The sequence below is a fragment of the Actinoplanes sp. CA-131856 genome (assembly GCF_050956135.1).
Lineage (GTDB): Bacteria > Actinomycetota > Actinomycetes > Mycobacteriales > Micromonosporaceae > Actinoplanes.
The window spans coordinates 6,913,225-6,937,671 of sequence record NZ_CP191849.1; the positions used below are offsets into that span (position 1 = coordinate 6,913,225).

Genomic DNA, 24,447 nt, shown 5'->3' on the forward strand with positions numbered 1-24,447 from the left:
CGGGTAGAGGAGAGCTATGCCATCCGCGGGAGAGATGTACGGCGGTCGTTATCGCCTCGACGAGAGGATCGCCGCCGGTGGCATGGGCGAGGTCTGGCGGGGCACCGACACGGTGCTCGGCCGGGACGTCGCCGTCAAGACGCTGCACGCCGACCGTGCCGGCGACCCCAACTTTCAGACGCGCTTCCGCAACGAGGCGCGGGCCATGGCCGCCCTGCACCATCCGGGCGTGGCCGACGTCTACGACTTCGGCGAGACCGAGGGCGGCACCGACGCCTTCATCGTGATGGCCCGGGTCGACGGCGAGCCGCTCAACCAGCGGATCGCCGAGCGCGGGCGGCTGAGCGTCGACGAGACGCTGTCGGTGGTGTCGCAGGCCGGGCGGGCGCTCGAGGCGGCACACCGGGCCGGCATCGTGCACCGCGACGTCAAGCCGGGCAACCTGATCATCAGGCCGGACGGCACGGTCGTGCTGGTCGATTTCGGGGTGGCCCGCCAGGCCGACACGGCGACCATGACCGCGGCCGGCGAGGTCGTCGGCACGGCCATGTACATCGCTCCCGAGCAGGTGTCGAAGGAGACGATCACCCCGGCCGTCGACGTGTACGCGCTGGGCGTCGTCGCCTATCACTGCCTGGCCGGCCATCCGCCCTTCCTGGGCGACAACCCGGTCGCCATCGCCATGCAGCACCTCAACGAGCCGCCCCCGCCGCTGCCGGACGACGTGCCCCCGGCGGTGCAGGCGCTGGTCATGCGGGCCATGGCCAAACGGCCGCAGGACCGGTTCGCGTCGGCCGCGGCGATGGCCGGCGCCGCCGATCAGATCCTCGCCGGCGTCGACACGACGACGATCCTGGCCGCGATCGCCACTCCCCCGGCCGCGACCACGGCCGCCCTTCCCGCGGCACAGGACCCTTCGAGACCCCGCAGCCGTACGCCGTGGATCGTGGCCGCCGTGGCGGTTCTGGTCCTGGCGGCGGCCGGCGTCGCGCTGGCGCTCACCTGGCCCGACGACGACAAGGAGACCCCGTCGGGCACCCAGCCGTCGGCCACCTCGCCCGCCTCGGCCGGCACGGGCAACGCGCCGGTCAAGCCGACGACCAGCACGCCGAGGCGGACGTCGAATCCCACGACCTCACGGCCGCAGCAGCCGGTGCCCGCCACCACCACGCCGTCGGCGCCGGTGACCACCTCGACGTCGCCCAGCTCGGACGAGTCGGAACCCTCGGAGCCGGAGACGTCGGCCCCGGAGGAGACCACCACCCCGCCGGAGGAGACCGAGGGCCCCGAGGAGAACGCGAGCACCCCGGCCGGCGCCGGGGAATGAGGCTCACTCAGTCAACTTGGACCATCGTCAGTGCCGCCACCTGCTTCTGGAGCTGGGCGACCTGCTCGCTCAGCTCGGCGATCTGGCGGGACAGGTCGTTGAGCGGCTGCTTGCTCGGCGCGTACCGCTGGAAGTCGGAGGCGGCCTGGTTCACGTTGGTGTACGGGTTGCGCAAGCGGTAGTCCCAGACGCGCTCCTCCACCTTGTTGATCTCGCCTGAGATCCAGGACTTGTCAGAGGAAGTGAGAGCCACGGGAATGTCCTCCAGATGCCAGGAAGCCGTCGAGGCCTCGAGGGACGTGGTGTACGACGACGAGAAGTGCGCGTGATGGTCGTGCGGGTTGCTGCCGCCGTAGGCCTGCTGCTTCCAGCCGTTGCTCTGCTGCCAGATGCGGCGGTTGAAGATGATGTAGCGCAGCCTCTTCTCGGCGCCGGAACGGCAGCGCTTGAGCAGGAACTGCACCACGGCTTCCATGGTCAGGCCGGGCTCACGCAGGTCGACGTCGACGTCGATCGCGTGCACCTCGTGGATCTTGTCGGCGTCTCGGATCGGCACATTGCCGACCTCGTCGTCGTTGTGGTCCGACTGCGTCGCCTGGTGTGCGCTGTCACCGATCGAGCCGTCGCTGGTCTTGTCACGGTTGGGCGCGATGGTGTTGAACTCGGACCGCAGCTTCACCAGGCACGGGACCAGAATCCAGTCGGCCATGCGTCAGCTCCTCACGCTGCGTAGACAACGGCGGGCAGGGTAGCAGTACCCGGGGCCGATGGTAATCATTCCGACCAGCGGCCACCAGCGAGCCTCGCCTCCATCGGGTGACCCACTGTCACCGCGGTGACACCCCGATGTGGATCCAGACGTCGTCCAGCGATCCGTGGAACTGGTCGTTGTTCTTGCCCACGCCCTTGCCGCCGAGGCTGAACGGCTGAGTGGTCACGATGGAGAGTCCCTCGGGCACCGCCGCGGTGGCCTGGACCCGGTCGTCGACGACGATGGCCAGGGTGGGCCCGGTGCGGCGGCACTCGAGGGTGTGCCAGTCATCGTCCTTGATCGACTCTCGGCTGCGGGCGACGTACGAGGGGCCGCCGTCCTTGCCGGTCAGCACGCAGCTCGGCTTGCCGGTCGCGCCGTCGAGCTGGAGCTTGTACTGACCGCCGGCGCCGGCGATGCCCTTCTGCAGGACGTTCTGGCCGGTCTGGGTCGTGCCGGAGCGCAGCGTGGCGCCGTACCGGAAAGGCTTGTCCGAAGGATTGAGATCGGCGGTGTCGGCGGCCTGGAGCACCAGCTTGGGGCACGCCTGCTCCGAGCAGCCGGGCGGGAACGACAGGGCTTGACCGGAGCCGTGCGGGGTCATGGCGACCTTGCCGCCGTCGCGCATCACGGCGCGCAGCAGGTGACCGTGGCCGGAGCCGTCGTCGAAGGTGCCGTCGGCGATCGTCGTGTCGAAGTTGTACGAGGCCACCGGGCCGGTCGAGGGGGCGCCCTCCTCGCGCGGCGGCACTCCGTTGAACGCGGCGTAGCGCTTGCGCGGGGCCGCGTTGACCGTGGTGAAGTCGCCGACCGCGCTGATCGAGCCGAGGGCGGGGCTGGTGGCGATCTGCCGGGTGCCGGCCACCCCGTTGGCCTGCGGGGCCCACTCGAGCAAGTTGCCCTGCGCGTCGACGGCGGCCAGCTTGCCGCGGGTCACCGAGCCGTCGGTGCAGACCCCGCGGACACCGTTGTTGCTGGTCGTGCAGGCCTTGTCGAAGTGGCCGCCGACGTAGGTGACGCCGTCGAGCACGGCGATGGCCTGGGCGTCGCCGTCGAAGACCCGGGTCCAGCGGGTCGCGCCGGCCTTGGTGTAGGCGACGGCGCGGCCGCCCTGCCCGCCGAGCGCGGCGTAGACCCCGTTGGCGTCGGCGGCCAGGGCGAAGACCTGGGAGACCGGCTTGGGGACGAAGGAGGCGTCGGTGACGCCGGTGGCCGGGTCGACCGCGGAGAGCCGGATCGTCGCCTTGACGTTGTTGGTGCGGTGGAAGCGCCCGCCCACGTAGACGCGGTCGCTGGTGACGGCCAGGGCGTTGACGGTGTCGTCGGCCGAGGGGGCCCACGCGTCGAGCGCGCCGGTGCTCAACGTGAAGGCGGCCAGGTTGGCCCGCGGCACACCGTCCACCGCGGAGAGGCGGCCGGCCAGGTAGAGGCGGCCGTTGCCGGTGGCCAGGGCGTTCGGCTGGCCGGTGACCGAGTGGCGCATCGTGGTGAGCAGGCCGCTGGTGGCGCCGATGCCGGCCACCGCGTCGCGGGCCTGGCCGTTCACCACGTCGAAGTCGCCGGCCGCGTAGACCACGTCGCCGGCCACGGCCAGCGCGCGGACGTTGGCGTCGGCGCTGGGCTGCCAGTCGAGCAGGGCGCCGGTGCGGGCGTTGAAGGCCGCGAGCCGGGTGCGCGCCACGTTGCGGCCGCCGACGATCGCGGTGGTGAAGTTGCCTCCCACGTAGACGGTGTCACCCCGATAGACGACCGCGTAGACCGGGCCGTTGAACGAGGGGGCGGCGGAGGGCTCGGAGGTGACGACCCCGGCGAGGGCGGCGCCGGCGGCGACTACGACGCCGGCGATCGCGAGGACGGCACTTTTTCGGAGGTTGCGCACATTGGTCGTTAACTAGCCTTTTTGTACGAGGTTGCGGCGCCGGCCGGGTGGCGCCCGTGACGGCGGCCACTATGCTTCCTGCGTACGGAATCGACAAGGGAGAATGCCGTGCCCCGACGCCGCAGCCTGCTGCCCCTCGCCCTGGCCGCGACGGCGGCCCTGGCCGCCGGATGCGAGATCGACATCGCGCCCGAGGCCGTACAGGCGCCGGTCAGCATCAACCCGACGCCGTCGGAATCGGCCGGCGTGCCCAAATACGTCTGCACGACGGTCTACAAGACGCTGACCGACGGCGCGCTCCAGCTCGCGCCGCTGCTGACCAGCTCCAGCGACGAGGCCAAGGCGAAGATGAAGCAGACCTTCACCGACATGGCGGCGCAGGTCGACGCCGAGGTCGCCCGCACGACCGAGCCCGCCCTCAAGAGCGCGCTGCAGGACATCTCGGGCGACCTCACCGCCGGGGCGCAGCTGAGCGACCCGGCGGCGTACGTCAAGGGCGACTTCCAGACCGTCGGCCAGAAGCTCGACGGGAAGTGCGGGGCCTAAACGATCAGGCTGAGCAGCATCACGCAGATGAAGCCGACCACCGAGATGATCGTCTCCATCACCGACCAGGTCTTGATGGTCTGGCCCACGGTCATCCCGAAGTATTCCTTCACCAGCCAGAACCCGGCGTCGTTGACGTGCGAGAAGAAGAGCGAGCCGCTGCCGATGGCCAGCGCCAGCAGCGCCACCTCGGGCTTGTCGAGCGTCGTGGCCAGCGGGGCCACGATGCCGGCGGCGGTGATCGTCGCGACAGTGGCCGAGCCCGTGGCGACCCGGATGCCGACCGCGACCAGCCAGCCCAGCAGCAGCGCGTTGATGTTGGCGTCCTGAGCGGCGTCGGCCACCACGTTGCCGACGCCCGCGTCGACCAGCACCTGCTTGAAACCACCGCCGGCGGCGACGATGAGCAGGATGCCGGCGACCGGCGGCAGGGCGCCGCCGACCACGGCCGAGGTCTGCTGACGGTTGAAGCCGGCCCGCTTGCCCAGCGTGTACATCGCGATGAGCACGCCCGCGAGCAGCGCCACGATCGGCTCGCCGATGGTCTCGAGCGCCGACCGGACGCCGTTGCCCTCGTCCAGGGTGAGCTCGGCGATGGCCCGGGCCAGCATGAGCACGATCGGCACCAGGACGGTGAGGACGGCCGGCCAGAAGCCGGGGTTGCGGGTCGGCCGCGGCGCGCCCTTGTCCTCCACCACGTCGCCGAGGTCGTCGCCGGTCGAGATGCCGGAGCCGCCGGCCGCCGGTGTCGCGCCGACCAGCGCCGGCACCTGCAACGGGACCCGCTTGGCGATGAAGTTGCCGAAGACCGGGCCGGCCACGATCACGGTGGGGATGGCGCAGATGATGCCGAACAGCAGCGTCAGGCCGAGGTCGGCGTTCAGGTTGGAGATCGCGACCAGCGGTCCCGGGTGCGGCGGCACCAGGCCGTGCAGCACCGAGAGGCCGGCCAGGGCCGGAATGCCGATGCGGAGAAGACCGATGTCCGTACGCCGGGCCACCAGCAGCACGATCGGCACCAGCAGCACGACGCCGACCTCGAAGAACAGCGGCAGGCCGATGAGGGCCGCGACCCCGGCCATGGCCCACGGCAGGGCCGAGCCGGAGACGCTGTTGACGATCCGGTTCACGATGCCGTCGGCGCCGCCGGAGTCGGCCAGCAGCGCGCCGATCATCGCACCGAGCGCGATCAGCACGCCGACGCTGCCGGTGGTGCTGCCGAGCCCGGCGGTGAAGGACTTGATGGTGGCGCTCGCCGACGCGCCGGCGACGAGACCGAGCACGGCCGAGCCGATGATCAGAGCGAGGAAGGGATGGAACTTCGCCCAGGCGATGAGCAGAACGACGGCGATGATCCCGAGCACGGCGGCGAGAACCAGCTGACTGGTGCCGGCGTCCGTGATGGCCTCGGCGGCGAGGGGCGTCATTTTCGGGCGGTTACCCCAGGCGGGTGGTTTTCAATCTTGGCTGGGTAAGGTCGGACCTGGTGAGCCCGGGCACAGTGCCGCACGACCTGCGCGCCGCCGTCCGGGTCCGCCCGGCCGACGCGGCGTGGGCGTTCGCGCTCCGGCCTGATGTTCACCTTCGCGGCGGCCGTGTCGAGCGCGCTCCCGGCCACGGCCGCGTCGGTGCCGCGCAACGCGGCCCTGACCGCCGCCGCGGCCGTCGTGGCCTGGCTGATCGTCATGTCGGGCGCCCTGGTGACCCCCGACGCTCCCCGCCGCCTGGCCGTGGCCCGGGCCTTGCGGGCGGCCGCGGCCCTGCACGCGGCCCCGGACGGCCCGGCCGGTCTGCAAGCACGACAGCAGGCCGCCCTGGCCGTCGACCGGGCCTGGCGAGCCGTCGCCGCGGGCCGCTGGGCCGCCGGCCCCGGAGATACGCCGGCGCCCCAGAATGGGCGAACTGACACGCCGCCGGGCCGAGAAAGCCGCGGTGACAGGCCGAGGGGCGACGCGAGCTGGGGCGATGAGCTGCGGGCCGAGGAGGTTCTCGTCGCGCACGCGGAGACCGAGCTCAGCGGGGTTCATGGTCACACCGCCGAGGCGGCGGCCCAGCTGCGGGCCCTCGCGGCGCAGGTCGGGCCCCGCGGGCCGATTCCCCGGATGACCGCGACGCCGGCCGAGGACGCCCGGATCGCCGAGCGGCGCCTGGCCGCCCTCGTGCTGCGCGACCTGCCCGCTCCGGGACCCGGGGCTCCCCGGCGCCCGCTCTGGCCCGCGGCCGCGCGTGTCGCGTTCGGCGCGCTCATCGCCGGGGCCGCCGCCGGCGTACTCGTGCATGTCACCGGTTTGCACCACCCGTATTGGGCGGCGCTGTCCGCGGTCGCCGTGCTCCAGACCGCCTCGCTGCGTCTCTCCTCGCAGAAGGCCATCCAGCGCGCCGGTGGCACGATCATCGGCCTGTTCATCGCGGGTGCCGCCGTCTCCATCCCCGGCGGCCCCTGGGTGATGGTGGCCGGGATCGTGCTGGCCCAGGTCATCGCCGAACTGCTGGTCATCCGCAACTACGGCCTGGCCATGCTCGCCATCACTCCCCTGGCCCTGCTGGTCGGCGAGCTCGGCCACCAGACCCCGCCGCTCGACCTGATCGGCGACCGCCTGGTGCAGACCGTCCTCGGCAGCCTGCTCGGCCTGGCCGCGGCCGTGCTGGTCCGCAACCGCGCCGCCAGCCGCCACCTCGAGGAGGCCGTCACGGCCGTCGAGGCCGGCACCGAAGCCGTGCGGAGCGATCCAGCGCGGGCGAGGCACCTCGCGCTGCTCGTCGCGACATTGCGCGAGGCGTACGACGTGGCCGCCGGCGAACCAGGCCTCCAGCCCCAGGTCACCGCCCGGGTCCTCGACGCCGAGCAGTCGGCCCGCGCCGCCCTGGCCGCCCTGTCCCATCGGAACCCACCGAACCCGCGGCCCTCCGCCGCCTGAGTCACCCGTCGGCGCGGTCGGCTATGGCCTGCCACTCCGAAGGGGTCAGCGGGAACGGGTTGCCGCCGGCGGGCATACGCACGATCAGGGCTTCGCGGAAGCGCGGGTCGGCTCGCAGGTCAGCTCGCGGGATGCTGTGCCATCGGTCGAAGCGGAGCCCGGCCGCGGTTCCGCCGGGTGTCTCGTGCGGGGCCGTGACGATCACGCCCACGGCGACCACGCCTCCGGACCGGCCGCTGTGCCAGAGGGCTACCTCGTCGCCAGGGCTGATCCGGTCGCGGTAGCGGCGGATCGTCCAGTCGCCGTCGCCGCACACGCCTCGGGTGGGGTCGTGCTGGAAGAGCCAGTGGGGCATCAGGTGGCGAGCTCGCGGAGGAAGACGCCGACGTTGCGGAAGACCTCGGCGATGCCGTCGCCGATGCCCTGGGCGATGTCCGAGGCCGGGCCCGGATTGGTACCGATGTAGAAGATCACCAGGATGAGCACGATCCAGCCGAGGGCCTTCTTCATGAGCTCGGCTCCCTTCCCGCGCGCCGACTACATGATCGTGGCACGCCGGCGCACGAACTTCCCGGAACTTCACCCGCGCGCCGCCCGGGATAACTTGACAGTCACTACGAAGTGAGAGCTACTGTCAAAACATGGTTACTTCCACTTCGCGCTGGTACGCGCTGGCCGCGCTGGCCCTCAGCACCCTGGCGGTCGGGCTCGACACCACCGTGCTGAGCGTCGCCCTGCCCACCCTCGCCCGTGACCTGTCGGCCTCGACCGGCGATCTCCAGTGGTTCACCACGGCCTATCTGCTGGTCCTGGCCGCGGCCCTGCTCCCGGCCGGCATGCTCGGCGACCGGGCCGGCCGCAAACGCATGCTCATCGGCGCGCTGATCCTGTTCGGCGCCGCCTCCGTGGCGTGCGCCTACGCGCAGAACGCGGGCCAGCTGATCGCCGCCCGGGCCGTGCTCGGCCTCGGCGCGGCCGTGATCATGCCGTTGTCCGGCGCGGTGCTCACCACGCTGTTCGACCGGGAGTCCCGGCCCCGGGCCATGTCGGTCTGGGTGACCGCCAGCGCCCTCGGCATCCCGCTCGGCCCGCTGCTCGGCGGCTGGCTGCTGGACAACTTCTGGTGGGGCTCGGTCTTCCTGATCAACGTGCCGGTGGTGGTCGTCGGCGTCGTCGCGCTCGCCCTGTGGCTGCCGGAGTCGCGCGGGGAGGGCGGCCGGCTCGACCTGCCCGGCCTGGTGCTGTCCGCGGCCGGGCTGGTCGCGGTGACGTACGGCGTCATCTCCGTCGGTGACCGCGGCTGGTCCGACGCGCGCTCTCTCGTCACGATCGGCGCCGGGATCGCGCTGATGGCCGGCTTCGTCCTGTGGCAGCGCCGGGCCGCGGAGCCGCTGGTCGATCTCGGGCTGTTCCGGTCGCGGGCCTTCACCGGTGGTGGCGTGCTGGCCACGATCGCCAGCTTCGCGATGCTCGGCCTGCTGTTCACGCTGCCGCAGTTCTTCGCGGCGGTTGGCGGGCACGACGCCTTCGGCTCGGGTCTGCGCCTGCTCCCGGTCATCGGCGGGCTGGTCGCCGGCGCGCGGGTGGCCGACAAGCTCCGGTCGCGCCTGTCCGCCCGCGCGGTCATCGCCGGCGGTCTCGTCCTGATCTCGGTGGCGTCGTTCATCGGCGCGGGGACCCATGTGGACACGAGCTACGGCGTCATCGCCGTGTGGATCACCCTGGCCGGTCTCGGGCTCGGCCTGACCCTGCCGCCCTCGCTGGACGCCGCGCTCGGCGCCCTCTCCCCCGAGCGCAGCGGCGTCGGCAACGCCGTGCTCCAGGCCATGCGCCAGGTCGGCGGCGCCATCGGGGTGGCCGTGCTGGGCACGGTCGTCAGCTCCGGATATCGGGCCGGGGTGCCGGCCCCGGTGGAGGACGGCATCGCCTCCGCCGTGCGGCTCGGCGACCCGGGCCTCCTCGCCCAGGCGCAGCGGGCCTTCACCCACGGCATGGACAATTCGCTGCTGGTGGCCGGTGCGGTCGCGGCAGCCGGCGTGGTGATCGCGGTGCTCGTCGTGCCGGCCCGCACGCCGAGGCCACCGGCCGAGGTCGAGGACCGGGCTTTGGCAGAATCGGCCCTATGACGTCATCGCCCTCCGGTGTCCCGATCGGCCTGCGCGAACGGAAGAAGGCCAGGACCCGGGCGGCGATCCGGGAGGCCGCGATGCGCCTGTTCGAGGAGCAGGGCTACGCGGCCACCACGGTCGAGCAGATCGCCGAGGCGGCCGAGGTCTCGCCGAGCACGTTCTTCCGCTACTTCCCGACCAAGGAAGACACGATCCTCACCGACGACTTCGACGCCCTGGTCGTCGAGGCCATCCGGGCCCAGCCGCGCGACGTGCCCGTGATGCGGGCCGTCCTGCGCGGCATGCGCGGCGTCTTCGAGAACCTCTCCGAGCACCAGTGGTCGGTCGAGCGCCGCCGCATGCGCCTGATCGAGGCGGTGCCGGAGCTGCGCGGCCGCCAGCAGCAGCAGACCGTGGCCGCGGTGGACATGCTGGCCGACGTCATCGCCGAGCGCGAGGGCCGGCCGGCCGACGAGGACGCCCGCGTGGTGGCGGGCGCCCTGGTCGGCATCGTTCTGGCGATAAGTCCTCCGGGGTCGGGCTTCGGGCCGCACGACTTCGACCGCATCGAGCTGGCCCTGACCGCCCTGAAGAACAGCTTGAAGGACTTCTAGACGGTACGGGCCAGACGGTCGGCCAGGAGCTTGGCGAACCGGGCCGGGTCGTCCAGGTCGCCGCCCTCGGCCAGCAGCGCCGTGCCGTACAGCAACTCGGCCGTCTCGGGCAGCGCCTCGTCCGACGCGTCCCGCTCGTGGGCCGCCCGCAGGCCGCTGACCAGCGGGTGGTTCGGGTTCAGCTCGAGGATCCGCTTGACCCGGGGTCCCTCCTGGCCCATCGCCCGGTACATCTTCTCCAGCGTCGGGGTGATGTCGTCGGCGTCGCTCACCAGGCACGCGGCCGAGGTCGTAAGACGGTGCGACAGACGTACATCCTTGATCTGCTCCTCCAGACGCTCCTTGAGGAAGCCGAGCAGCGGCGCGAAGTCGCCCTCGGGCTCCGGCGTCTCCTTCTCCGACGGCAGGTCGACCGAGCCGCGGGCGATCGACTGGAGCTTCTTGCCGTCGTAGTCGGGCACGGCCTCGACCCAGATCTCGTCGACCGGGTCGGTCAGGATGAGCACCTCGTAGCCCTGGGCCTGGAAGGCCTCCATGTGCGGCGAGTTCTCCACCTGCGAGCGCGATTCGCCGGTCAGGAAGTAGATCTCCTCCTGGCCTTCCTTCATCCGCTCGATGTAGGCGGCCAGCGTCGTCGGCTCGGACGAAGCGGTGGAGGCGAAGGTGGCCACGTCCAGAATCGCCTTCTGGTTGTCGTGGTCGTTGAGCAGGCCCTCCTTGACCGCCCGGCCGAACTCGCGCCAGAACGTCGCGTACTTCTCCGGGTTGTTGTTCAGCAGGTCCTTGATGGTCGACAGCACCTTCTTGACCAGCCGGCGGCGGATCATCTGGATGTGCCGGTCCTGCTGGAGGATCTCGCGCGAGATGTTCAGCGACAGGTCGGCCGCGTCGACCACACCCTTGACGAAGCGCAGGTAGTCGGGGATCAGCTCACGGCTGTCGTCCATGATGAAGACGCGCTTGACGTAGAGCTGGAGTCCACGGGCCGAGTCACGCTGGAACAGGTCGTGCGGGGCCCGCGAGGGCAGGAACAGCAGCGCCTCGTACTCGAAGGTGCCCTCGGCCTTCATGTTGATGATCTCGAGCGGCTCGGACCAGTCGTGGCTGATGTGCCGGTAGAACTCGTGGTACTCCTCGTCGGAGACCTCCGAGCGCGGCCGCGCCCAGAGCGCCTTCATCGAGTTGAGCGTGTCCTCGCCCATCTTGATGGGGAACGCGATGAAGTCCGAGTACTTCTTGACGATCTCCTTGATCTTCCACTCGTCGGTGTAGTCGTAGAGAGCGTCCTCCTCGTCCTTCGGCCGCAGGTGGACGGTGACCGTCGTGCCGACCGGGGCGTCGGGCGCCTCGTCGATGGTGAAGGTGCCCTCGCCGGCCGACTCCCAGCGGGTGCCGTGCCCCTCGGTGCCGGCCTTGCGCGTCTCGAGGGTGACCTTGTCGGCCACCATGAAGGTCGAGTAGAAGCCGACACCGAACTGGCCGATCAGCTCGGGGCTCTCCTTGGCCTCCTTGAGCTTGCGCAGCAGCTCGGCCGTGCCCGACTTGGCGATCGTGCCGATCAGGTCGACGACCTCGTCGCGGGTCATGCCGATGCCGTTGTCGCGAACGGTCAGCGTGCGGGCTTCCTTGTCGGCGGTGATCTCGATGTGCAGGTCGGAGGCGTCCGCCTCGAGACCGTCCTGCAGGGTGGCCAGGCGCAGCTTGTCCAGCGCGTCCGAGGCGTTCGAGATCAGCTCACGCAGGAAGATGTCCTTGTTCGAATAGATCGAGTGGACCATCAGCTGCAACAACTGCCGAGCTTCGGCTTGAAACTCCAACGTCTCCATGTCCTGATGTTACGAAAACGCCCCGCCGGAGATCCGGCGGGGCGTCACTTCTTCTCGTACAGCTCAGCGCTTGTCGATCGCGACGAACTCACGCTCGGGCGAGCCCGTGTAGAGCTGCCGCGGACGGCCGATCTTGTTGGCCGGGTCGTTCATCATCTCGGTCCACTGCGCGATCCAGCCGGGCAGGCGGCCCAGCGCGAACAGCACGGTGAACATGGTGGTCGGGAAGCCCATGGCCTTGTAGATGAGGCCGGTGTAGAAGTCCACGTTCGGGTAGAGCTTGCGCGAGACGAAATAGTCGTCGCTGAGCGCGATCTCCTCGAGCTGGAACGCGAGCTCCAGCAGCGGGTCGGGCTTGTCGAGCGTGGAGAGCATCTCCTTGGCCGCCTTCTTGACGATGGCGGCACGCGGGTCGTAATTCTTGTAGACCCGGTGGCCGAAGCCCATGAGCTTGACGCCTTTTTCCTTGTTCTTCACCCGGGTGACGAACGAGTTGACGTCGCCGCCGTCCTTGCGGATCTGCTCGAGCATCTCGAGCACCGCCGCGTTGGCGCCGCCGTGCAGCGGGCCGGAGAGGGCGTTGATGCCGGCCGACACCGACGCGAACAGGTTGGCCTGCGCCGAGCCGACCAGCCGCACGGTCGACGTGGAGCAGTTCTGCTCGTGGTCGGCGTGCAGGATGAACAGCATGTCCAGGATCTTGGCGATCTTGGGGTCGACGTCGTACTGCACCGTGGGCAGCCCGAACGTCATGCGCAGGAAGTTCTCGACGTAGTCGAGGCTGTTGTCCGGGTACGGCAGCGGGTGGCCGATGGACTTCTTGTACGCGTACGCGGCGATCGTCGGAAGCTTCGCCATCAGGCGGATGCCGGAGATCTCGACCTGCTCGGCGTCGAGCGGGTCGAGCGCGTCCTGGTAGAAGGTGGACAGCGCGGTGGTGGCCGAGGAGAGCACGGCCATCGGGTGCGCGTTACGCGGGAAGCCGGAGAAGAAGGTGCGCATCTCCTCCTGGAGGAGCGTGTGCACCCGGATCTTGTCGCCGAAGTCCTTGAGCTGCTGCGGCGTGGGCAGCGCGTCGTGCATCAAGAGGTACGAGACCTCGAGGAAGGTGGATTTCTCCGCCAGCTGCTCGATCGGGTAGCCGCGGTAGCGGAGGATGCCGGCGTCACCGTCGATGTAGGTGATCGCCGACGTGGTGGAGGCAGTGTTGACGAAACCCTGGTCGAGGGTCACATAGCCGGTCTCCTTGAGGAGGGCGCTGACGTCGATGCCACCCGGGCCCTCGACAGCCTCACGTACCGACATCGACAGTTGCCCGCCGGGATGGTCGAGCTTGACATCCGTCATGTATTTCCCTCGCTTCACCGGCAGATGTCCTACGAATTTTGTCGTTTACCGTAAACCCTCAACCTGAATGGGTCATCAGGCGGCTCCCTGCTGAGGGATTGATCACGAAGAGTGGCGCTCCCGCATAGATAATGGTTGGTATCAGAGCCCGGAGGTGCAACACATGCGTCGTCCGACTCCATCGCCTGTCGTCGTAGGCGTCACCGGCACGCCGGCCGGTCACGCCGCCGTGCGCCTGGCCGCGCGCGAAGCACTCTCACGCGGCCGTCAACTACGAATCGTCCACGCGTTCACCTGGTCCGATCTCGATCACGACCGAGCCCGCCGAGCCGCCTCCAGGGTGGTCGACGAGGCGATAGCCACCGCCCAGCGTTCCACACCAGGGGTGCGCGTGACGGGACAACTGGTCGACGGACCTCCCGATCGGGTCCTGTTGCGCCTGGGCCGCACGGCCGAGCTGCTGGTCGTCGGTGACGACGACCTGGCCACGACCCCCTGGCTCCCGGAGATGTCGGTGCTGGTCCAGGCGGTCTCCCGGGCCTGGTGCCCGGTCATGGTGGCCCGGGGGCCGCGGCCTCCGGCCGGTCCGGTGCTGGTCGCGGTCGACGGGTCCGCTCACTCTCTCGTCGCGCTCCAGCACGCGGCCAGAGAGGGTGTACGTCACCAGGTGGCGGTCCACGTGGCCCACGTCTGCTCCGATCCCCGGGAGGGGGAGAAGCTGGTCGACCGGGCCGTCCGCGCCGTTCCCGACCTCGACGACCACGAGGTGCACCTGCTCACCGGGGCGCCCGGCCCCACCCTCGTGCGCCAGTCCGGCCACGCCCGGATGATCGTCATCGGTCATCGCGGCGCCGACGGGGCCGGCCTGATCGGCTCGGTCGCCCGCGAGGTGCTGCACCACGCGGCCTGCCCGACCGTCTTCCCGCACGGCCGCCGGCTGCCCGCCCAACGTGTGCCGTTAGGAACGGCGCGGAAGGGGAACGCTCTGTCCCGGTAACCGCTCAGCCCGGCCGCTTCCAGGTCGAACTGGTCAGTGATGACCGAGAAATGGCGGCTCTTCGGAGTGGCCGGGCTGGCGGCGACGGCCGCGTACACGGCGAACCTGGGCTCCGTGGTCAATGCCCTGTGCCTGCTGGCGATCGGCGCCGGCACCATCTGGGCCTGCTTCACCGGGCCGAGCCGCTTCGGCGCCGAGCCGCGCGTGGCCTGGCGGCTGATGGCCTTCGCGGCCACCAGCTTCCTGCTCGGCGTGCTGATCCGGCCGGTCGTCAACGACCTCGCGCAGCCGCTGCCGCTGCTGGCCGACGCGGCCACCATCCCCGGCTACATCATGCTGGCCGCCTTCCTGATCATCCTGTTGCGCTGGCGGGTCAGCATCGACCGGCACGCCGTCCTCGATGGTCTGATCTTCTGCCTGGCCGGCGGCCTGGCCGCGGCGCTGCTGCTGGCCGCGCCGGCGGCCGAGATCCAGGACCGCGACGAGATCCAGAACGTGCTGGCCGCGTTCTATCCGCTCTTCGACGTGCTCCTGCTGCTGCTCGTGGTCAACCTGACCTTCACCGCGCGGCAGTGGCCGCCGAGCCTGTTCACCCTGCTCGGCACGATGACCATGCTGTTCGTGGGCGACACGGCCTACGCGATCATCGGGACGACCGGCGAGACGTACGCCTCGCCGCTGCTCGACGTGCCCTTCCTGATCGCCTACGCCCTGCTCGGCGTCACCGCCCTGCATCCGTCGATGGTGCAGCTCAGCCGCCCGGCCCGGCCGCCCGTGCAGGCCTGGTCGGTGCGCCGGGTCGCGGTGCTGGCGCCCGCCTCGGCCACCCCGTTCGTGCTGCTGGTGGTGATCACCGATCCGAGCCGGGCCGAGCGGGTGACGATCGCCGTGGCCGGCGTGCTGGCCACCGCGCTGCTGCTCGTCCGGGCCGTCTTCGCCGTACGGGCCCAGGTCGTGGCCCAGCTGCGCACCGAGCACCAGGCGCTGCACGACGCGCTCACCGGCCTGCCCAACCGCCTCATGCTGGCCGAGGAGATCGAGCGGCTGCTGAGCCGGGCCACTCCCGGCGGCCTGCAGCGGGTCTGGGTATTCGTGCTCGACCTGGACGGCTTCAAGTACGTCAACGAGAGCTGGGGCCACGACACCGGCGACCAGCTGGTCATCGAGCTGAGCCGCCGGCTGCGCTCGGCCGCGCCGGCCGCGGTGCCGGTGGCCGCCCTCGGCGGCGACGAGTTCGCGCTGGCCTATCTCGGCGAACGCGAGGGAGCGCTGCTGCTCTCCGACGAGATCAGCCGCTGCTTCGCCCAGCCGTTCTCGATCCGGGGCATCGACGTCACCATCACCGCCTCGATCGGCGTGTCATCGGCCGCGCCCGTCGAGTACGGGAAGTATCCGCAGGTCACCGAGGCCCTGCTGCGCGACGCGGACACCGCCATGTACCGCGCCAAGTCGGAGGGGCCGGGACACACCACGATCTTCGACGCCGCCATGCACGAGGAGGTCCGCGAGCGCATCGAGCTCGAGGTGGCCCTGCGCCACGCCCTCGAGGTCGGGCAGCTGCACGTGGCGTACCAGCCACTGGTCCGGGTCAAGACCGGAGTGCCGGTCGGCGCCGAGGCGCTGACCCGCTGGGTGCACCCCGAACGCGGGTCGATCTCCCCGGCCGTCTTCATCCCGATCGCCGAGGACGCCGGGCTCATCGGGACCCTGGGCGACTGGGTACGCCGGGAGTCGCTGCGCCAGCTCGGCCAGTGGCGGCGCGACGGCACCGTCGGCGACGACTTCTACCTGTCCATCAACGTGTCGGCGCGCCAGCTCACCGACCCCGAGCTGCCGCTGATCATCTCGGCCGAGCTGCTCGAGACCGGCGTGCCGGCCCGGTGCGTGGCCCTGGAGATGACCGAGTCGGTGCTGGTCGACCCGGACAGCACGTCGGGCCGGGTGCTCTTCGAGCTGCGCGAGCTCGGCGTCCAGCTGCTGATCGACGACTTCGGCACGGGCTTCTCGTCGCTGTCCTATCTGCGCCGCTTCCCGGTGACCGGAGTCAAGCTCGATCGTTCCTTCATCACGGGGCTCGGGCAGAGCACCGAGGACGACGAGATCGTGCGGGCGGTGGCGGCGATGAGCTACGCGCTGGGGCTGACCGTGATCGCCGAGGGGGTGGAGACCCGCTTGCAGCGTGACGTGCTGGACGCGATCGGCGTGACACGGGGTCAGGGATGGCTGTGGGGGCCGGCCGTGCCGGCGGCGGAGTTCGCCGCGCACTGGCACGTCTCGGGCGCCGCCTCTTTGCACAGTTCTCTTGATTCGGGCAAGACCACTGGCGGTTGAGGGTTCGTTCGGGCATTATTCGCTGACCGGGTCTGGTAACGGGGATCACACTCGGATCAGGTTTCGCTACAAAATTGGTAACAAAGGAGCGACATGTCGGGCCTCGTGGTCGTCCTGCTCGTGCTCATGGCCGGCCTCGGCGCCGCCCTGATCCTCGCCACGGCACGCCCCCGCCACACGCGCCGCCCCAACATGTAGCACCCTGGGTTGATGCGCTTCGCCACCTGGAACGTCAACTCGGTCAAGGCCCGCCTGCCGCGGCTGCTGGAGTGGCTCGACACCACCAAACCCGACGTGCTCTGCCTTCAGGAGACGAAGGTCGCGGCCGACGCGTTCCCCAGTGACGAGGTCGCCGATCTCGGGTACGCCGTCGCGGCGTACGGCCAAGGCCGCTGGAACGGTGTCGCGATCCTCTCCCGAGCCGGCCTCGAGGACGTGCGCCGCGGATTTCCCGGTGAGCCGGGCTATCCGGAGCCGGAGGCCCGCGCGATCGGGGCGACCTGCGGCGGCATCCGCTTCGTCTCGGTCTACGTGCCGAACGGACGCACCCCGGACGATCCGCACTACGAATACAAGCTGCGGTGGCTGGCCGCCCTGCGCGAGGCGCTCATCCCCGAGGTCGAAGCCGGGCCGGTCGTCGTCACCGGCGACTACAACGTCGCCCCGACCGACGCCGACGTGTGGGACCCGGCCGTCTTCATCGGATCCACCCACGTGACACCTCCGGAGCGTGAGGCTCTCGCAGCGATCCGTGACATCGGGCTCCGCGACGTGGTGGCACGCCCGCTCAAGGGCGACCACCCGTTCACCTATTGGGATTACCGCGCCGGGATGTTCCATCAGAACAAGGGCATGCGCATCGACCTCGTCTACGCCAGCCCGGCCGTCGCCGACCGGGTGACAGATGCGGTGGTGGACCGCGAGGCGCGCAAGGGCAAGGGCCCCTCCGACCACGCTCCGATCGTGGTCGACCTCGGCGACTGACCCGGCCGGTCACCCGGGCCGTGCCCGGCCGTCCGGCCGGAAAGCACGTAGGCTCTGCTGATCAGAGAAACATCCGGCGGGGAGAGACGGGAGGGATCATGACAGCGCATTCGCCGGTCACCACCGGCGACAAGCCCGTCGAAACACCCGCACCGGCCCTGCTCCGCGCCGCGCTCGACGCGGCCAGCGAGGCCGTACTGCTGTGCGGCTCCGCCGACGACAAGATCTTGCTGGTCAACGCGGCCGCCGCGGCCCTGGTGCCCGGCCTCGCCCCCGGTGGCCTGGCCGCCACCGGACCGCTGCCCGGCCTGGCCCGCGCCGTCGCCGCCGGCGACGACAGCTTCACCGACGAGTTCGCCGGGCGCCACGTCTGCGGGCAGCGCCGCCCGCTCGGCGACGACCACTACGGATGGTATCTGCGCGATCGCACCGACGAGGTGGTCAGGGCCGATGCGCTGCGGGCCGAGCGGGCCCGCACGGCGTTCCTGGCCGAGGCCGGCCGGCGGCTGTCGGCCTCGCTCCACCAGGGGCGGTGCCTGCGGATCACGGCCGAGCTGGCGGTGGCCCACCTGGCCGACGCCGCCATCATCGTGCTGCCGGTGAACCGGCGGCACAGCGCGTGGGTGCGGCTCGTCGCCGGTGGGAGCGTCGAAGAGGGCCGTTTGCGGGAGAGCGTTCTTTCCGGCGTGCCCGGCCTGGTCGAGGTGCTGGGCGGCTTCCCGCCCATCCCGAGCAAGTGGCTCGACGCCGCCCAAACGCCCGAGTGGCTGCTGCCCGACGGCTTCGGCGCCCTGCTGGTCACGCCCCTGCCCGGCAACGCCGAGCCGGCCGGCGCCCTGATCCTGGCCCGCCGCGGCGCCGACGCCGGGTTCAGCCCCGAGGACGAGATGCTGGCCCGCATCTTCGCGGCCCGCGCCGGCGCCGCCATCTCGGCCGCCGGTCTCTACCGCGAACAGGTCGACACCACCGCCGTGCTCCAGGCCGACCTGCTCCCGCCCGAGCTGCCCCAGCCCGACGGCATCGAGCTGGTCGGCTCCTATCAGGCGGCCAAGGACGGCCTGCGCATCGGCGGCGACTTCTACGACGTGTTCGGCCCGACCGACAAGAGCGCCGACACGGTCATCGCGCTCGGCGACGTCTGCGGCAAGGGCCCCGAGGCGGCCGTGCTCACCGGCAAGGTGCGCCAGACGCTGCGCGCGCTGCGCCTGGTCGAGGCCGCCCCCGGCGACATGCTGCGGGTCCTCAACCAGGCCCTGCTCCAGTCGACCCGGCAGCACCGGTTCGTCACGATGGTGGTGGGCTCGGTCAGCCGGGCCGACCACGGCCGGGTCCACCTGACCCTGGCCACCGGCGGCCATCCGCCGCCCCTGGTGCTGCGGGCCGACGGCACGGTCGAGGAGGTGCCGACCAGCGGCACCCTGATCGGCGCGGTCACCCGCACGGTGGTGCGACCGGCCGATGTGGAGCTCGCCCCCGGCGAGCTGTGCCTGCTCTACAGCGACGGCCTGACCGAGGCGAGGGGCGGCGCGTCCGGCACCGAGGAATACGGCGAGGCCCGCCTGCGCGACGCGCTGTCGGAGTGCCGCGGCATGCCCGGCGCGGCCACGGTGGAGCGCATCCGCCAGCTCGTCTCCGACTGGGTGCACGGCGGCACCCGTGACGACATCGCGATGCTGGCCGTCCGGGCCCCCGAGCGCACCCAGCTCAGCCTCCGGACGGGCGCCCGCAACGCGTCGCCGTTCGCCATCGACGCTCCGCGGCGAGGTGACCGGCGCGTCAGGCAGTGGACATGACGGTGCCCACGTCGCTGCGCTCCGGCCTGGCCGAGGAATATCTCCAGCTGGTCGGCGACAGCGACGAGTACGGCGCGATCGCCATGGTCACCGGGCTGCTGGACGCGGGCGTGGCCCCCCAGCGCGTCATGATCGACCTGATCGCCCGCACCCAGGCCCGCGTGGGCGAGCTGTGGGCGGCCAACGAGTGGTCGGTCGCCCGCGAGCACGCGGCCACGGCGGTCAGCGAGCGCGCCCTGGCCGCGGTGGCGGCCCGCACGCTGGTCAAGCCCAGCCGGGGCAGCATCACGATCGCCTGCGTGGACGGCGAATGGCACGCGCTGCCGGTCCGCCTGCTGGCCGAGATGCTGCGCCTGGACGGCTGGCGCGTCGACTTCCTGGGCGCCAACGTCCCCGGCCAGCACCTGGTCACCCATCTGCATCAGACCGGCCCCGACGCGGTGGCCCTCAGCTGCATGATCGCCACCCGCCTCCCCCGCGCCCACGCGGCCATCACGGCCTGCCGGGCGGCCGGCGTCCCGGTGATCGCGGGCGGCCGCGGCTTCGGCCCCGGCGGACGGTACGCCCAGCACCTGGGCGCGGACGCCTGGGCGGCGGGCGCCGAGGAAGCGGTCCAGCGCCTGGCCCGCAACTGGCCGCCGCACTCCCCCGACCCCCAACTGTCGGCGTTCCTGGGCGACGAGGAATACACCTACGTGGTCCGCCACCGGGGCACCCTCATCGGCACGGCCATGGAGACGCTCGCGCAGACCTATCCGCGCCTGCGCGAATACAACACCCGCCAGCTCGACGCGACCACCGAGGACCTGTCACACATCGTCGATTTCCTGGCCTCGGCCCTGTACGTCAGCGAGACCCAGATCTTCACCGACTTCATCACGTGGACGGCCGCGGTGCTCGACGCCCGCGGCGTCCCACCGGTGGCCCTGCGGGTCGGGCTGGAGGCGGTCCGCGCCCAGCTGCACGACTTCCCCACCGCCGTGGCCGTCTTGAACGCCGGCACCCAGCTGGTGAAATAAATAGCTCGCGCGGCGGCGTGGGGGCGGCTAACGTGCTTCCCATGCGCTGACAACTCCTCCGGCCCCACCCTTCCGGCCCCCGCCTTTCTGGCGCGGCGTGCCGTCGACTGTGGGTGTGTGTGCCGTTGATCGTGCTCGGTTCCGGGTGTTCCGGTGGTGGTCCGCCGTGGAGACGCCTCAGCGCCGACACCCGGAGCGCGTTCACTCTTCTCACCACGGCTTCGCACTGCCCGGCCCGGCGTTCGCGCCGGGCCCCGAGGAGGCCCGTATGCCTGCCCAGCCCTTCACCGTCCACGTGGACGCCGACGACCTCGCCGCCAACGACCTGGCGGCCGGCCTGTTCGGCTCGTCCACGACCGGCTCCACCGCCCGCCGCGACACCGCCGCGGGAGCACAGCACCATGGCGCTCACGACGCCCGTCAGGACGCTCGCGAACGTTCCGGCCGCTCCCGCTCGGGCCGCGCCGCCGGTGCCGCTTCGAGCCGCTCCTACGCTTTCCGGCGCAGCTAGGCCACCATCGGCCGGCGCGGCTCCCCGCCGCGCCGGCCTTTTCGCGCCTCGGCGCTTTTCACGGGCCCAGCCAGCGGTCCGACGGCACCTTCGCATAGTCGGTGAGGCTCGCGACGAAGGCCGGGAACTCCGGGTGGCCCGGGCCGGCGATCCACTTCGGTGTGCCCTCGGTCCGGCCGGCCAGCATGGCCGACAACTCCCGGAAGACCTCCTCGTTCCCGCCCTGGCGCCGCCACAGCAGCAGAGGGCCGGGAACCCGGGTAGAGAGACGCCGTCCCAGCGCGGTCACGATGATGTGGCTGGACATCTCCGTGTCCAGCAGGCACAGCGTCGCGCCGGTCGACAGGGCCAGCCTCGTGAACGTCTCGCGGACCGACGGCGACATCAGGAACAGCCGGCTCTGCCCGGTCGTCGCCGGCGTGAACCAGAACCGCAGGTGATCGGGCAGGACGGTGTGCTCGTCGCTGACGCCGAGATAGATGTAACCCACCTCGACCCGGGGTCCCGTCTCCTCCTCGTCGTAGTCGCGCAACGGCCCGTCCGCCGGGAAACTGAGCGTCAGGTCGAAGCTCCGCCCCGTCCGATCCGCCGCGGCCACCTCCAGTTCGACCGCCCGGTCGCCGATGAAGCCGTACGTCCCCGGCATCGTCACCGACCCGCCGTCCGGCAGAACGATCGTCGTCGACGACTCGGCCCCCGGGTCGCCGAGCTTGGCGACCTCGGTCAGAAAGGCACCGGCGTCACGCCGGCGGACGAAGAACTCGTAGCTGAAGTCGATGCCCACGCCGTCGATCATCATCCCTACCGGGCGGATCTCGCCATACCTTCTTTCAACTCATCGGTTGACACCAGTCCCGGGCAGGTCTACCTTTACTTTCAACCGATGAGTTGAAAGAAGGTCGCCATGGCGGTGGAGGGACTCTCCAAAGCGTTCGCCGCCCTGGCCGATCCGACCCGGCGCGACATGGTGGCCCGGCTGTCCGGTGGCGACGCCACGGTCGGGCAGCTCGCCGAGCCGTACGAGATGTCTCTGCAAGCGGTCTACAAGCATCTGAAGGTGCTGGAGGACGCGGGGCTGGTCAGCCGGCCGCCGGGGCCGCAGCCGCGGTCCGTGCGGCTCGAGCGGGACGTCTTCGACGAGATCGGCGGATGGGTCGAGCAGTACCGCCGCCGCAGCGAGGCGCGCTACCAGCGCCTGGACGCGGTGCTGGCGGCCATGAACGAGGAAACCGACGAGGAGAAGGGCACGTGAGATGAACGAGGCACGGATCGAAGCCGACAAGGACCTGCCGATCATCCGGATCACCCGGGACTTCGCGGCCACCCCGGAACAGCTCTTCCGGGCACACACCGACCCCGAACTGTTCGCCCAGTGGACCGGCCCCGACGGGACCGCCGTCCACATCGACAAGTGGGACGCCAAGAGCGGCGGCGCCTGGCGCTTCGTGGGCGCCGTGGGCGACGGCCCGGAGTTCGGCTTCCACGGCTGCTTCCACGAGGTGCGCCCCGACCGGATCGTGCAGACCTTCACCTACGAGGGCGAGCCCGACGGCGTGTCCCTGGAGACCCTGACCTTCGAGGACCTGGGCAACGGCCACACCAGGCTGCACGCCCAGTCCCTGGTCGACAGCTTCGCCGGCCGGGACGCCTGGCTGAAGAGCGGCATGGAGGTCGGGGTCAACGACGGTTACGCCAAGCTCGACGCCCTGGTGGCGAAGGGCGCCATCTGACGGCGAACAGGGCGGCCCGGGCCGCCCTGTTCGCCGTACGGGTCAGCCCAGTTCGGCGTAAACGTCGTCGAGGCGGCCGTGGTACATGTCGGTCTTGGTGTTGAAGTTGGGGCCGCCGATGCGCAGCGGCAGCGGGTTGCTGATGTTCAGGTTGGACGGGATCGTGGTCGTGCCGCGGACGACGTTGTCGACGTAGACCGAGAGCGTGGAGCCGCTGCGCTGGCAGAGGACCTTGTGCCACTGGCCGTCGGCGACCGACGAGGCCGAGCGGGCCACGTAGATGGTGGCGGAGCCGGTGCCCACGACGGCGCACTGCGCCTTGCCGTTGGTGCGGCCGACCTGCATCTTCCACTGGCTGGCGGTGGTGGCCACACCCTTCTGCATGATGTTGGCGGAGCCGGTGATCTGCGCCTTGGTGAGCTGGATGCGGGCCGACCAGCGGAACATGCGGGTGCCGGGGTTGAGGTCGGCGTCGTCGGGGGCCTCGAGAAGGCCGCGCGGGCAGCTGGTGGCGTTGCTGGCGCAGGCGCCGGGGAAGCTCGCGTAGCGGCCGCTCGGCGTGGCGGTGTCGAAGCGGATGACGCCCTGGTCGACGGAGCGCACGGTGAGAGCGGGGCCGCGGCCGGAGGTGTCGGCGATGCGGCCGTTCACGGCGCCGGCGTCGAAGGTGTAGCGGGCAACCAGCGCGGGCGCGGCGGCCGTGGCAGCCGGCCGGACAGGCGCGGGAACCGCCGCACCAGCACCAGCGCCGGCAACGGGAGCGCCAACACCGGGCGCGGCAACAGGAGCGCCGGCAACGGGACCGCCGACACCGGGTGCGGCAACGGGAGCGCCGGCACCGGGAGCGCCGGTAACGGGGGCCGCGGGCGCCGCGACGGGGCGCGCGCCGGAACGAGCGGCTGCGGCAGCGGGAGCGGCGACAACGGCCGGAGCGGCGGCGGGAGCGGGCTGAGCGGCCGGCACCGCGCCGGAACGAGGAGCGGCGGGAGCGGTGGTGGCCACCGGGGCGGCGCCGGGGCGGATGGCGGTCGGGGTGGTCACCGCGAGGGGCGGAGGCGTGGTGGCCGCGGGCGCGGGCAGCCCGGGAGCGGCCATCGCGGGCGCCGGGACCGCGAGACCGGCGAGCGCAACGAGGGCATAAGCCATTTTCATACGTATAACTTCACGTATAGGCCGCGAAAGGGCAAAGGACCGCTTTCGGCGTTTCGGCGGGATTCCCCCGCCCGGACGGGCGAGCCCGTCCGGGCGACGGGAGGTTCCCGTCCGAGGGATCAGCACCAGCCCGGCCGGGTTACGGCGAGCTGGGCCACAGCATCAGAGGACCTCGTTCTCCAGGGCGATCCAGCACACCGCCACCAGCCGCAGGACGTGCCACTCGGCGGTGAGCCACTCGGCCGTGCGGGCGGGGGCCGTGCCCGGGGTCGGCAGCGAGCGGCCCATGCGGCGCGCGCCGGCCGCGATCGAGCGGGCGTACGAAGCCAGGCCGTCGGCGTCCGGGGCCTGCTCGGCGTCGGCCAGGGCGTCGCGGACGCCGGCCGCGTGCTGGTCGACGAGGGCGAGGACGCCGGGGTCGGCGAGTGCGGCGACGATCCCGTCGACGCCCACGCGAGCCATCATCTCGTCGAGCGTGCCGGCGGCCGGCGAGGTCGGGACAAGAGCGGAAATCGGGGCGAAGGCCAGGAATTCGTTCGTCATGCGGAAGAACTTATGGCCTCCGGGAACCCCACGACAGGGGGGTAACCGAACGGCACCCGAGCGCTCCCCAC

23 protein-coding genes are annotated in these 24,447 nt (G+C 71.2%); 13 read left to right on the plus strand and 10 right to left on the minus strand.

The features are described from left to right. Positions 1 to 16 precede the first annotated feature (16 nt). Positions 17 to 1,327, plus strand: a complete 1,311-nt coding sequence (locus ACQP2X_RS32065; RefSeq protein WP_498688264.1) for a serine/threonine-protein kinase — start codon at positions 17 to 19, stop codon at positions 1,325 to 1,327. Positions 1,328 to 1,334: 7 nt separating this feature from the next. Here ACQP2X_RS32065 and ACQP2X_RS32070 read toward each other — a convergent pair whose 3' ends face one another. Together ACQP2X_RS32070 and ACQP2X_RS32075 are read right to left on the minus strand one after the other, a co-directional pair. Then, positions 1,335 to 2,036, minus strand: a complete 702-nt coding sequence (locus ACQP2X_RS32070) for a hypothetical protein (RefSeq protein ID WP_498688267.1) — start codon at positions 2,034 to 2,036, stop codon at positions 1,335 to 1,337. A 118-nt stretch (positions 2,037 to 2,154) separates the two neighbouring features. After that, positions 2,155 to 3,957, minus strand: coding sequence for a LamG-like jellyroll fold domain-containing protein (locus ACQP2X_RS32075; protein ID WP_498688269.1), 1,803 nt, complete (start codon positions 3,955 to 3,957; stop codon positions 2,155 to 2,157). A 108-nt stretch (positions 3,958 to 4,065) separates the two neighbouring features. Here ACQP2X_RS32075 and ACQP2X_RS32080 point away from each other — a divergent pair, with 108 nt between their 5' ends. Further along, on the plus strand, positions 4,066 to 4,503 hold the full coding sequence (locus ACQP2X_RS32080) for a hypothetical protein (RefSeq protein ID WP_498688271.1): 438 nt from the start codon (positions 4,066 to 4,068) through the stop codon (positions 4,501 to 4,503). Here ACQP2X_RS32080 and ACQP2X_RS32085 read toward each other — a convergent pair. Then, the gene (locus tag ACQP2X_RS32085) at positions 4,500 to 5,930 is read right to left on the minus strand and encodes a GntT/GntP/DsdX family permease (RefSeq protein WP_498688273.1); all 1,431 of its coding nucleotides are present in this window, start codon (positions 5,928 to 5,930) and stop codon (positions 4,500 to 4,502) included. The two genes, ACQP2X_RS32080 and ACQP2X_RS32085, sit on opposite strands and share 4 nt — an antisense overlap. Positions 5,931 to 6,077: 147 nt before the next feature. Here ACQP2X_RS32085 and ACQP2X_RS32090 point away from each other — a divergent pair, with 147 nt between their 5' ends. After that, positions 6,078 to 7,421, plus strand: a complete 1,344-nt coding sequence (locus ACQP2X_RS32090; RefSeq protein ID WP_498688275.1) for an FUSC family protein — start codon at positions 6,078 to 6,080, stop codon at positions 7,419 to 7,421. A gap of 1 nt (position 7,422) precedes the next feature. On the opposite strand, the gene ACQP2X_RS32095 is transcribed toward ACQP2X_RS32090, so the two are convergent. Continuing rightward, entirely contained in the window at positions 7,423 to 7,776 is a 354-nt protein-coding gene (locus ACQP2X_RS32095; RefSeq protein ID WP_498688277.1) for an EVE domain-containing protein, read from the minus strand. Continuing rightward, positions 7,776 to 7,931 carry a hypothetical protein gene (locus tag ACQP2X_RS32100; protein ID WP_498688279.1) on the minus strand — a complete coding sequence of 52 codons (156 nt, stop codon included), beginning with the start codon at positions 7,929 to 7,931 and terminating at the stop codon, positions 7,776 to 7,778. Before ACQP2X_RS32100 ends, ACQP2X_RS32095 begins: the two co-directional genes overlap by 1 nt. A gap of 131 nt (positions 7,932 to 8,062) precedes the next feature. Here ACQP2X_RS32100 and ACQP2X_RS32105 point away from each other — a divergent pair, with 131 nt between their 5' ends. Then, positions 8,063 to 9,547: an MFS transporter gene (locus ACQP2X_RS32105; protein ID WP_498688282.1), complete on the plus strand. Its 1,485-nt coding sequence runs from the start codon at positions 8,063 to 8,065 to the stop codon at positions 9,545 to 9,547. Continuing rightward, positions 9,544 to 10,143: a TetR family transcriptional regulator gene (locus ACQP2X_RS32110; protein WP_498688284.1), complete on the plus strand. Its 600-nt coding sequence runs from the start codon at positions 9,544 to 9,546 to the stop codon at positions 10,141 to 10,143. Before ACQP2X_RS32105 ends, ACQP2X_RS32110 begins: the two co-directional genes overlap by 4 nt. Here the strand turns inward: ACQP2X_RS32110 and htpG are convergent. Continuing rightward, positions 10,140 to 11,969: a molecular chaperone HtpG gene (htpG, locus tag ACQP2X_RS32115; RefSeq protein WP_498688286.1), complete on the minus strand. Its 1,830-nt coding sequence runs from the start codon at positions 11,967 to 11,969 to the stop codon at positions 10,140 to 10,142. The genes ACQP2X_RS32110 and htpG overlap by 4 nt on opposite strands. A 63-nt stretch (positions 11,970 to 12,032) precedes the next feature. Beyond that, positions 12,033 to 13,316 carry a citrate synthase gene (locus ACQP2X_RS32120; RefSeq protein WP_498688288.1) on the minus strand — a complete coding sequence of 428 codons (1,284 nt, stop codon included), beginning with the start codon at positions 13,314 to 13,316 and terminating at the stop codon, positions 12,033 to 12,035. A 163-nt stretch (positions 13,317 to 13,479) separates the two neighbouring features. Between ACQP2X_RS32120 and ACQP2X_RS32125 the strand changes: the two genes are divergently transcribed. The 6 genes from ACQP2X_RS32125 to ACQP2X_RS32150 all read left to right on the plus strand — a co-directional run bounded on the left by ACQP2X_RS32125 (position 13,480) and on the right by ACQP2X_RS32150 (position 20,951). After that, positions 13,480 to 14,313 carry a universal stress protein gene (locus ACQP2X_RS32125; protein ID WP_498688290.1) on the plus strand — a complete coding sequence of 278 codons (834 nt, stop codon included), beginning with the start codon at positions 13,480 to 13,482 and terminating at the stop codon, positions 14,311 to 14,313. Positions 14,314 to 14,352: 39 nt separating this feature from the next. Continuing rightward, positions 14,353 to 16,644: a putative bifunctional diguanylate cyclase/phosphodiesterase gene (locus ACQP2X_RS32130; protein ID WP_498688292.1), complete on the plus strand. Its 2,292-nt coding sequence runs from the start codon at positions 14,353 to 14,355 to the stop codon at positions 16,642 to 16,644. Positions 16,645 to 16,854: 210 nt separating this feature from the next. Then, on the plus strand, positions 16,855 to 17,628 hold the full coding sequence (locus tag ACQP2X_RS32135) for an exodeoxyribonuclease III (protein ID WP_498688293.1): 774 nt from the start codon (positions 16,855 to 16,857) through the stop codon (positions 17,626 to 17,628). Positions 17,629 to 17,726: 98 nt separating this feature from the next. Then, positions 17,727 to 19,421: a PP2C family protein-serine/threonine phosphatase gene (locus tag ACQP2X_RS32140; RefSeq protein WP_498688294.1), complete on the plus strand. Its 1,695-nt coding sequence runs from the start codon at positions 17,727 to 17,729 to the stop codon at positions 19,419 to 19,421. Beyond that, positions 19,418 to 20,440 carry a cobalamin B12-binding domain-containing protein gene (locus ACQP2X_RS32145; RefSeq protein WP_498688296.1) on the plus strand — a complete coding sequence of 341 codons (1,023 nt, stop codon included), beginning with the start codon at positions 19,418 to 19,420 and terminating at the stop codon, positions 20,438 to 20,440. Before ACQP2X_RS32140 ends, ACQP2X_RS32145 begins: the two co-directional genes overlap by 4 nt. Positions 20,441 to 20,708: 268 nt before the next feature. Continuing rightward, positions 20,709 to 20,951, plus strand: coding sequence for a hypothetical protein (locus ACQP2X_RS32150; protein WP_498688298.1), 243 nt, complete (start codon positions 20,709 to 20,711; stop codon positions 20,949 to 20,951). Positions 20,952 to 21,009: 58 nt separating this feature from the next. On the opposite strand, the gene ACQP2X_RS32155 is transcribed toward ACQP2X_RS32150, so the two are convergent. After that, positions 21,010 to 21,735: a hypothetical protein gene (locus ACQP2X_RS32155; protein ID WP_498688301.1), complete on the minus strand. Its 726-nt coding sequence runs from the start codon at positions 21,733 to 21,735 to the stop codon at positions 21,010 to 21,012. A gap of 120 nt (positions 21,736 to 21,855) precedes the next feature. Between ACQP2X_RS32155 and ACQP2X_RS32160 the strand changes: the two genes are divergently transcribed. Together ACQP2X_RS32160 and ACQP2X_RS32165 are read left to right on the plus strand one after the other, a co-directional pair. Next, entirely contained in the window at positions 21,856 to 22,203 is a 348-nt protein-coding gene (locus ACQP2X_RS32160; RefSeq protein ID WP_498688302.1) for an ArsR/SmtB family transcription factor, read from the plus strand. A gap of 1 nt (position 22,204) precedes the next feature. Then, complete coding sequence (locus ACQP2X_RS32165) at positions 22,205 to 22,681, plus strand: SRPBCC family protein (protein ID WP_498688303.1); 477 nt, start codon at positions 22,205 to 22,207, stop codon at positions 22,679 to 22,681. A 42-nt stretch (positions 22,682 to 22,723) separates the two neighbouring features. Here the strand turns inward: ACQP2X_RS32165 and ACQP2X_RS32170 are convergent, their stop codons facing one another. Further along, positions 22,724 to 23,827: a LamG-like jellyroll fold domain-containing protein gene (locus ACQP2X_RS32170; protein WP_498688304.1), complete on the minus strand. Its 1,104-nt coding sequence runs from the start codon at positions 23,825 to 23,827 to the stop codon at positions 22,724 to 22,726. A gap of 168 nt (positions 23,828 to 23,995) precedes the next feature. Next, entirely contained in the window at positions 23,996 to 24,376 is a 381-nt protein-coding gene (locus ACQP2X_RS32175; protein ID WP_498688306.1) for a DUF6401 family natural product biosynthesis protein, read from the minus strand. Positions 24,377 to 24,447 lie beyond the last annotated feature (71 nt).

Excerpts from the sequence above, each read along its gene's own strand:
- ACQP2X_RS32100 (WP_498688279.1), bottom strand. The coding sequence starts at position 7,931 with ATGAAGAAGGCCCTCGGCTGGATCGTGCTCATCCTGGTGATCTTCTAC.
- ACQP2X_RS32145 (WP_498688296.1), top strand. The coding sequence starts at position 19,418 with ATGACGGTGCCCACGTCGCTGCGCTCCGGCCTGGCCGAGGAATATCTC.
- ACQP2X_RS32090 (WP_498688275.1), top strand. The coding sequence starts at position 6,078 with ATGTTCACCTTCGCGGCGGCCGTGTCGAGCGCGCTCCCGGCCACGGCC.
- htpG (WP_498688286.1), bottom strand. The coding sequence starts at position 11,969 with ATGGAGACGTTGGAGTTTCAAGCCGAAGCTCGGCAGTTGTTGCAGCTG.
- ACQP2X_RS32175 (WP_498688306.1), bottom strand. The coding sequence starts at position 24,376 with ATGACGAACGAATTCCTGGCCTTCGCCCCGATTTCCGCTCTTGTCCCG.
- ACQP2X_RS32065 (WP_498688264.1), top strand. The coding sequence starts at position 17 with ATGCCATCCGCGGGAGAGATGTACGGCGGTCGTTATCGCCTCGACGAG.
- ACQP2X_RS32120 (WP_498688288.1), bottom strand. The coding sequence starts at position 13,316 with ATGACGGATGTCAAGCTCGACCATCCCGGCGGGCAACTGTCGATGTCG.
- ACQP2X_RS32135 (WP_498688293.1), top strand. The coding sequence starts at position 16,855 with ATGCGCTTCGCCACCTGGAACGTCAACTCGGTCAAGGCCCGCCTGCCG.
- ACQP2X_RS32105 (WP_498688282.1), top strand. The coding sequence starts at position 8,063 with ATGGTTACTTCCACTTCGCGCTGGTACGCGCTGGCCGCGCTGGCCCTC.
- ACQP2X_RS32110 (WP_498688284.1), top strand. The coding sequence starts at position 9,544 with ATGACGTCATCGCCCTCCGGTGTCCCGATCGGCCTGCGCGAACGGAAG.
- ACQP2X_RS32150 (WP_498688298.1), top strand. The coding sequence starts at position 20,709 with ATGCCTGCCCAGCCCTTCACCGTCCACGTGGACGCCGACGACCTCGCC.
- ACQP2X_RS32160 (WP_498688302.1), top strand. The coding sequence starts at position 21,856 with ATGGCGGTGGAGGGACTCTCCAAAGCGTTCGCCGCCCTGGCCGATCCG.
- ACQP2X_RS32095 (WP_498688277.1), bottom strand. The coding sequence starts at position 7,776 with ATGCCCCACTGGCTCTTCCAGCACGACCCCACCCGAGGCGTGTGCGGC.
- ACQP2X_RS32085 (WP_498688273.1), bottom strand. The coding sequence starts at position 5,930 with ATGACGCCCCTCGCCGCCGAGGCCATCACGGACGCCGGCACCAGTCAG.
- ACQP2X_RS32140 (WP_498688294.1), top strand. The coding sequence starts at position 17,727 with ATGACAGCGCATTCGCCGGTCACCACCGGCGACAAGCCCGTCGAAACA.
- ACQP2X_RS32125 (WP_498688290.1), top strand. The coding sequence starts at position 13,480 with ATGCGTCGTCCGACTCCATCGCCTGTCGTCGTAGGCGTCACCGGCACG.
- ACQP2X_RS32070 (WP_498688267.1), bottom strand. The coding sequence starts at position 2,036 with ATGGCCGACTGGATTCTGGTCCCGTGCCTGGTGAAGCTGCGGTCCGAG.
- ACQP2X_RS32170 (WP_498688304.1), bottom strand. The coding sequence starts at position 23,827 with ATGGCTTATGCCCTCGTTGCGCTCGCCGGTCTCGCGGTCCCGGCGCCC.
- ACQP2X_RS32130 (WP_498688292.1), top strand. The coding sequence starts at position 14,353 with ATGACCGAGAAATGGCGGCTCTTCGGAGTGGCCGGGCTGGCGGCGACG.
- ACQP2X_RS32165 (WP_498688303.1), top strand. The coding sequence starts at position 22,205 with ATGAACGAGGCACGGATCGAAGCCGACAAGGACCTGCCGATCATCCGG.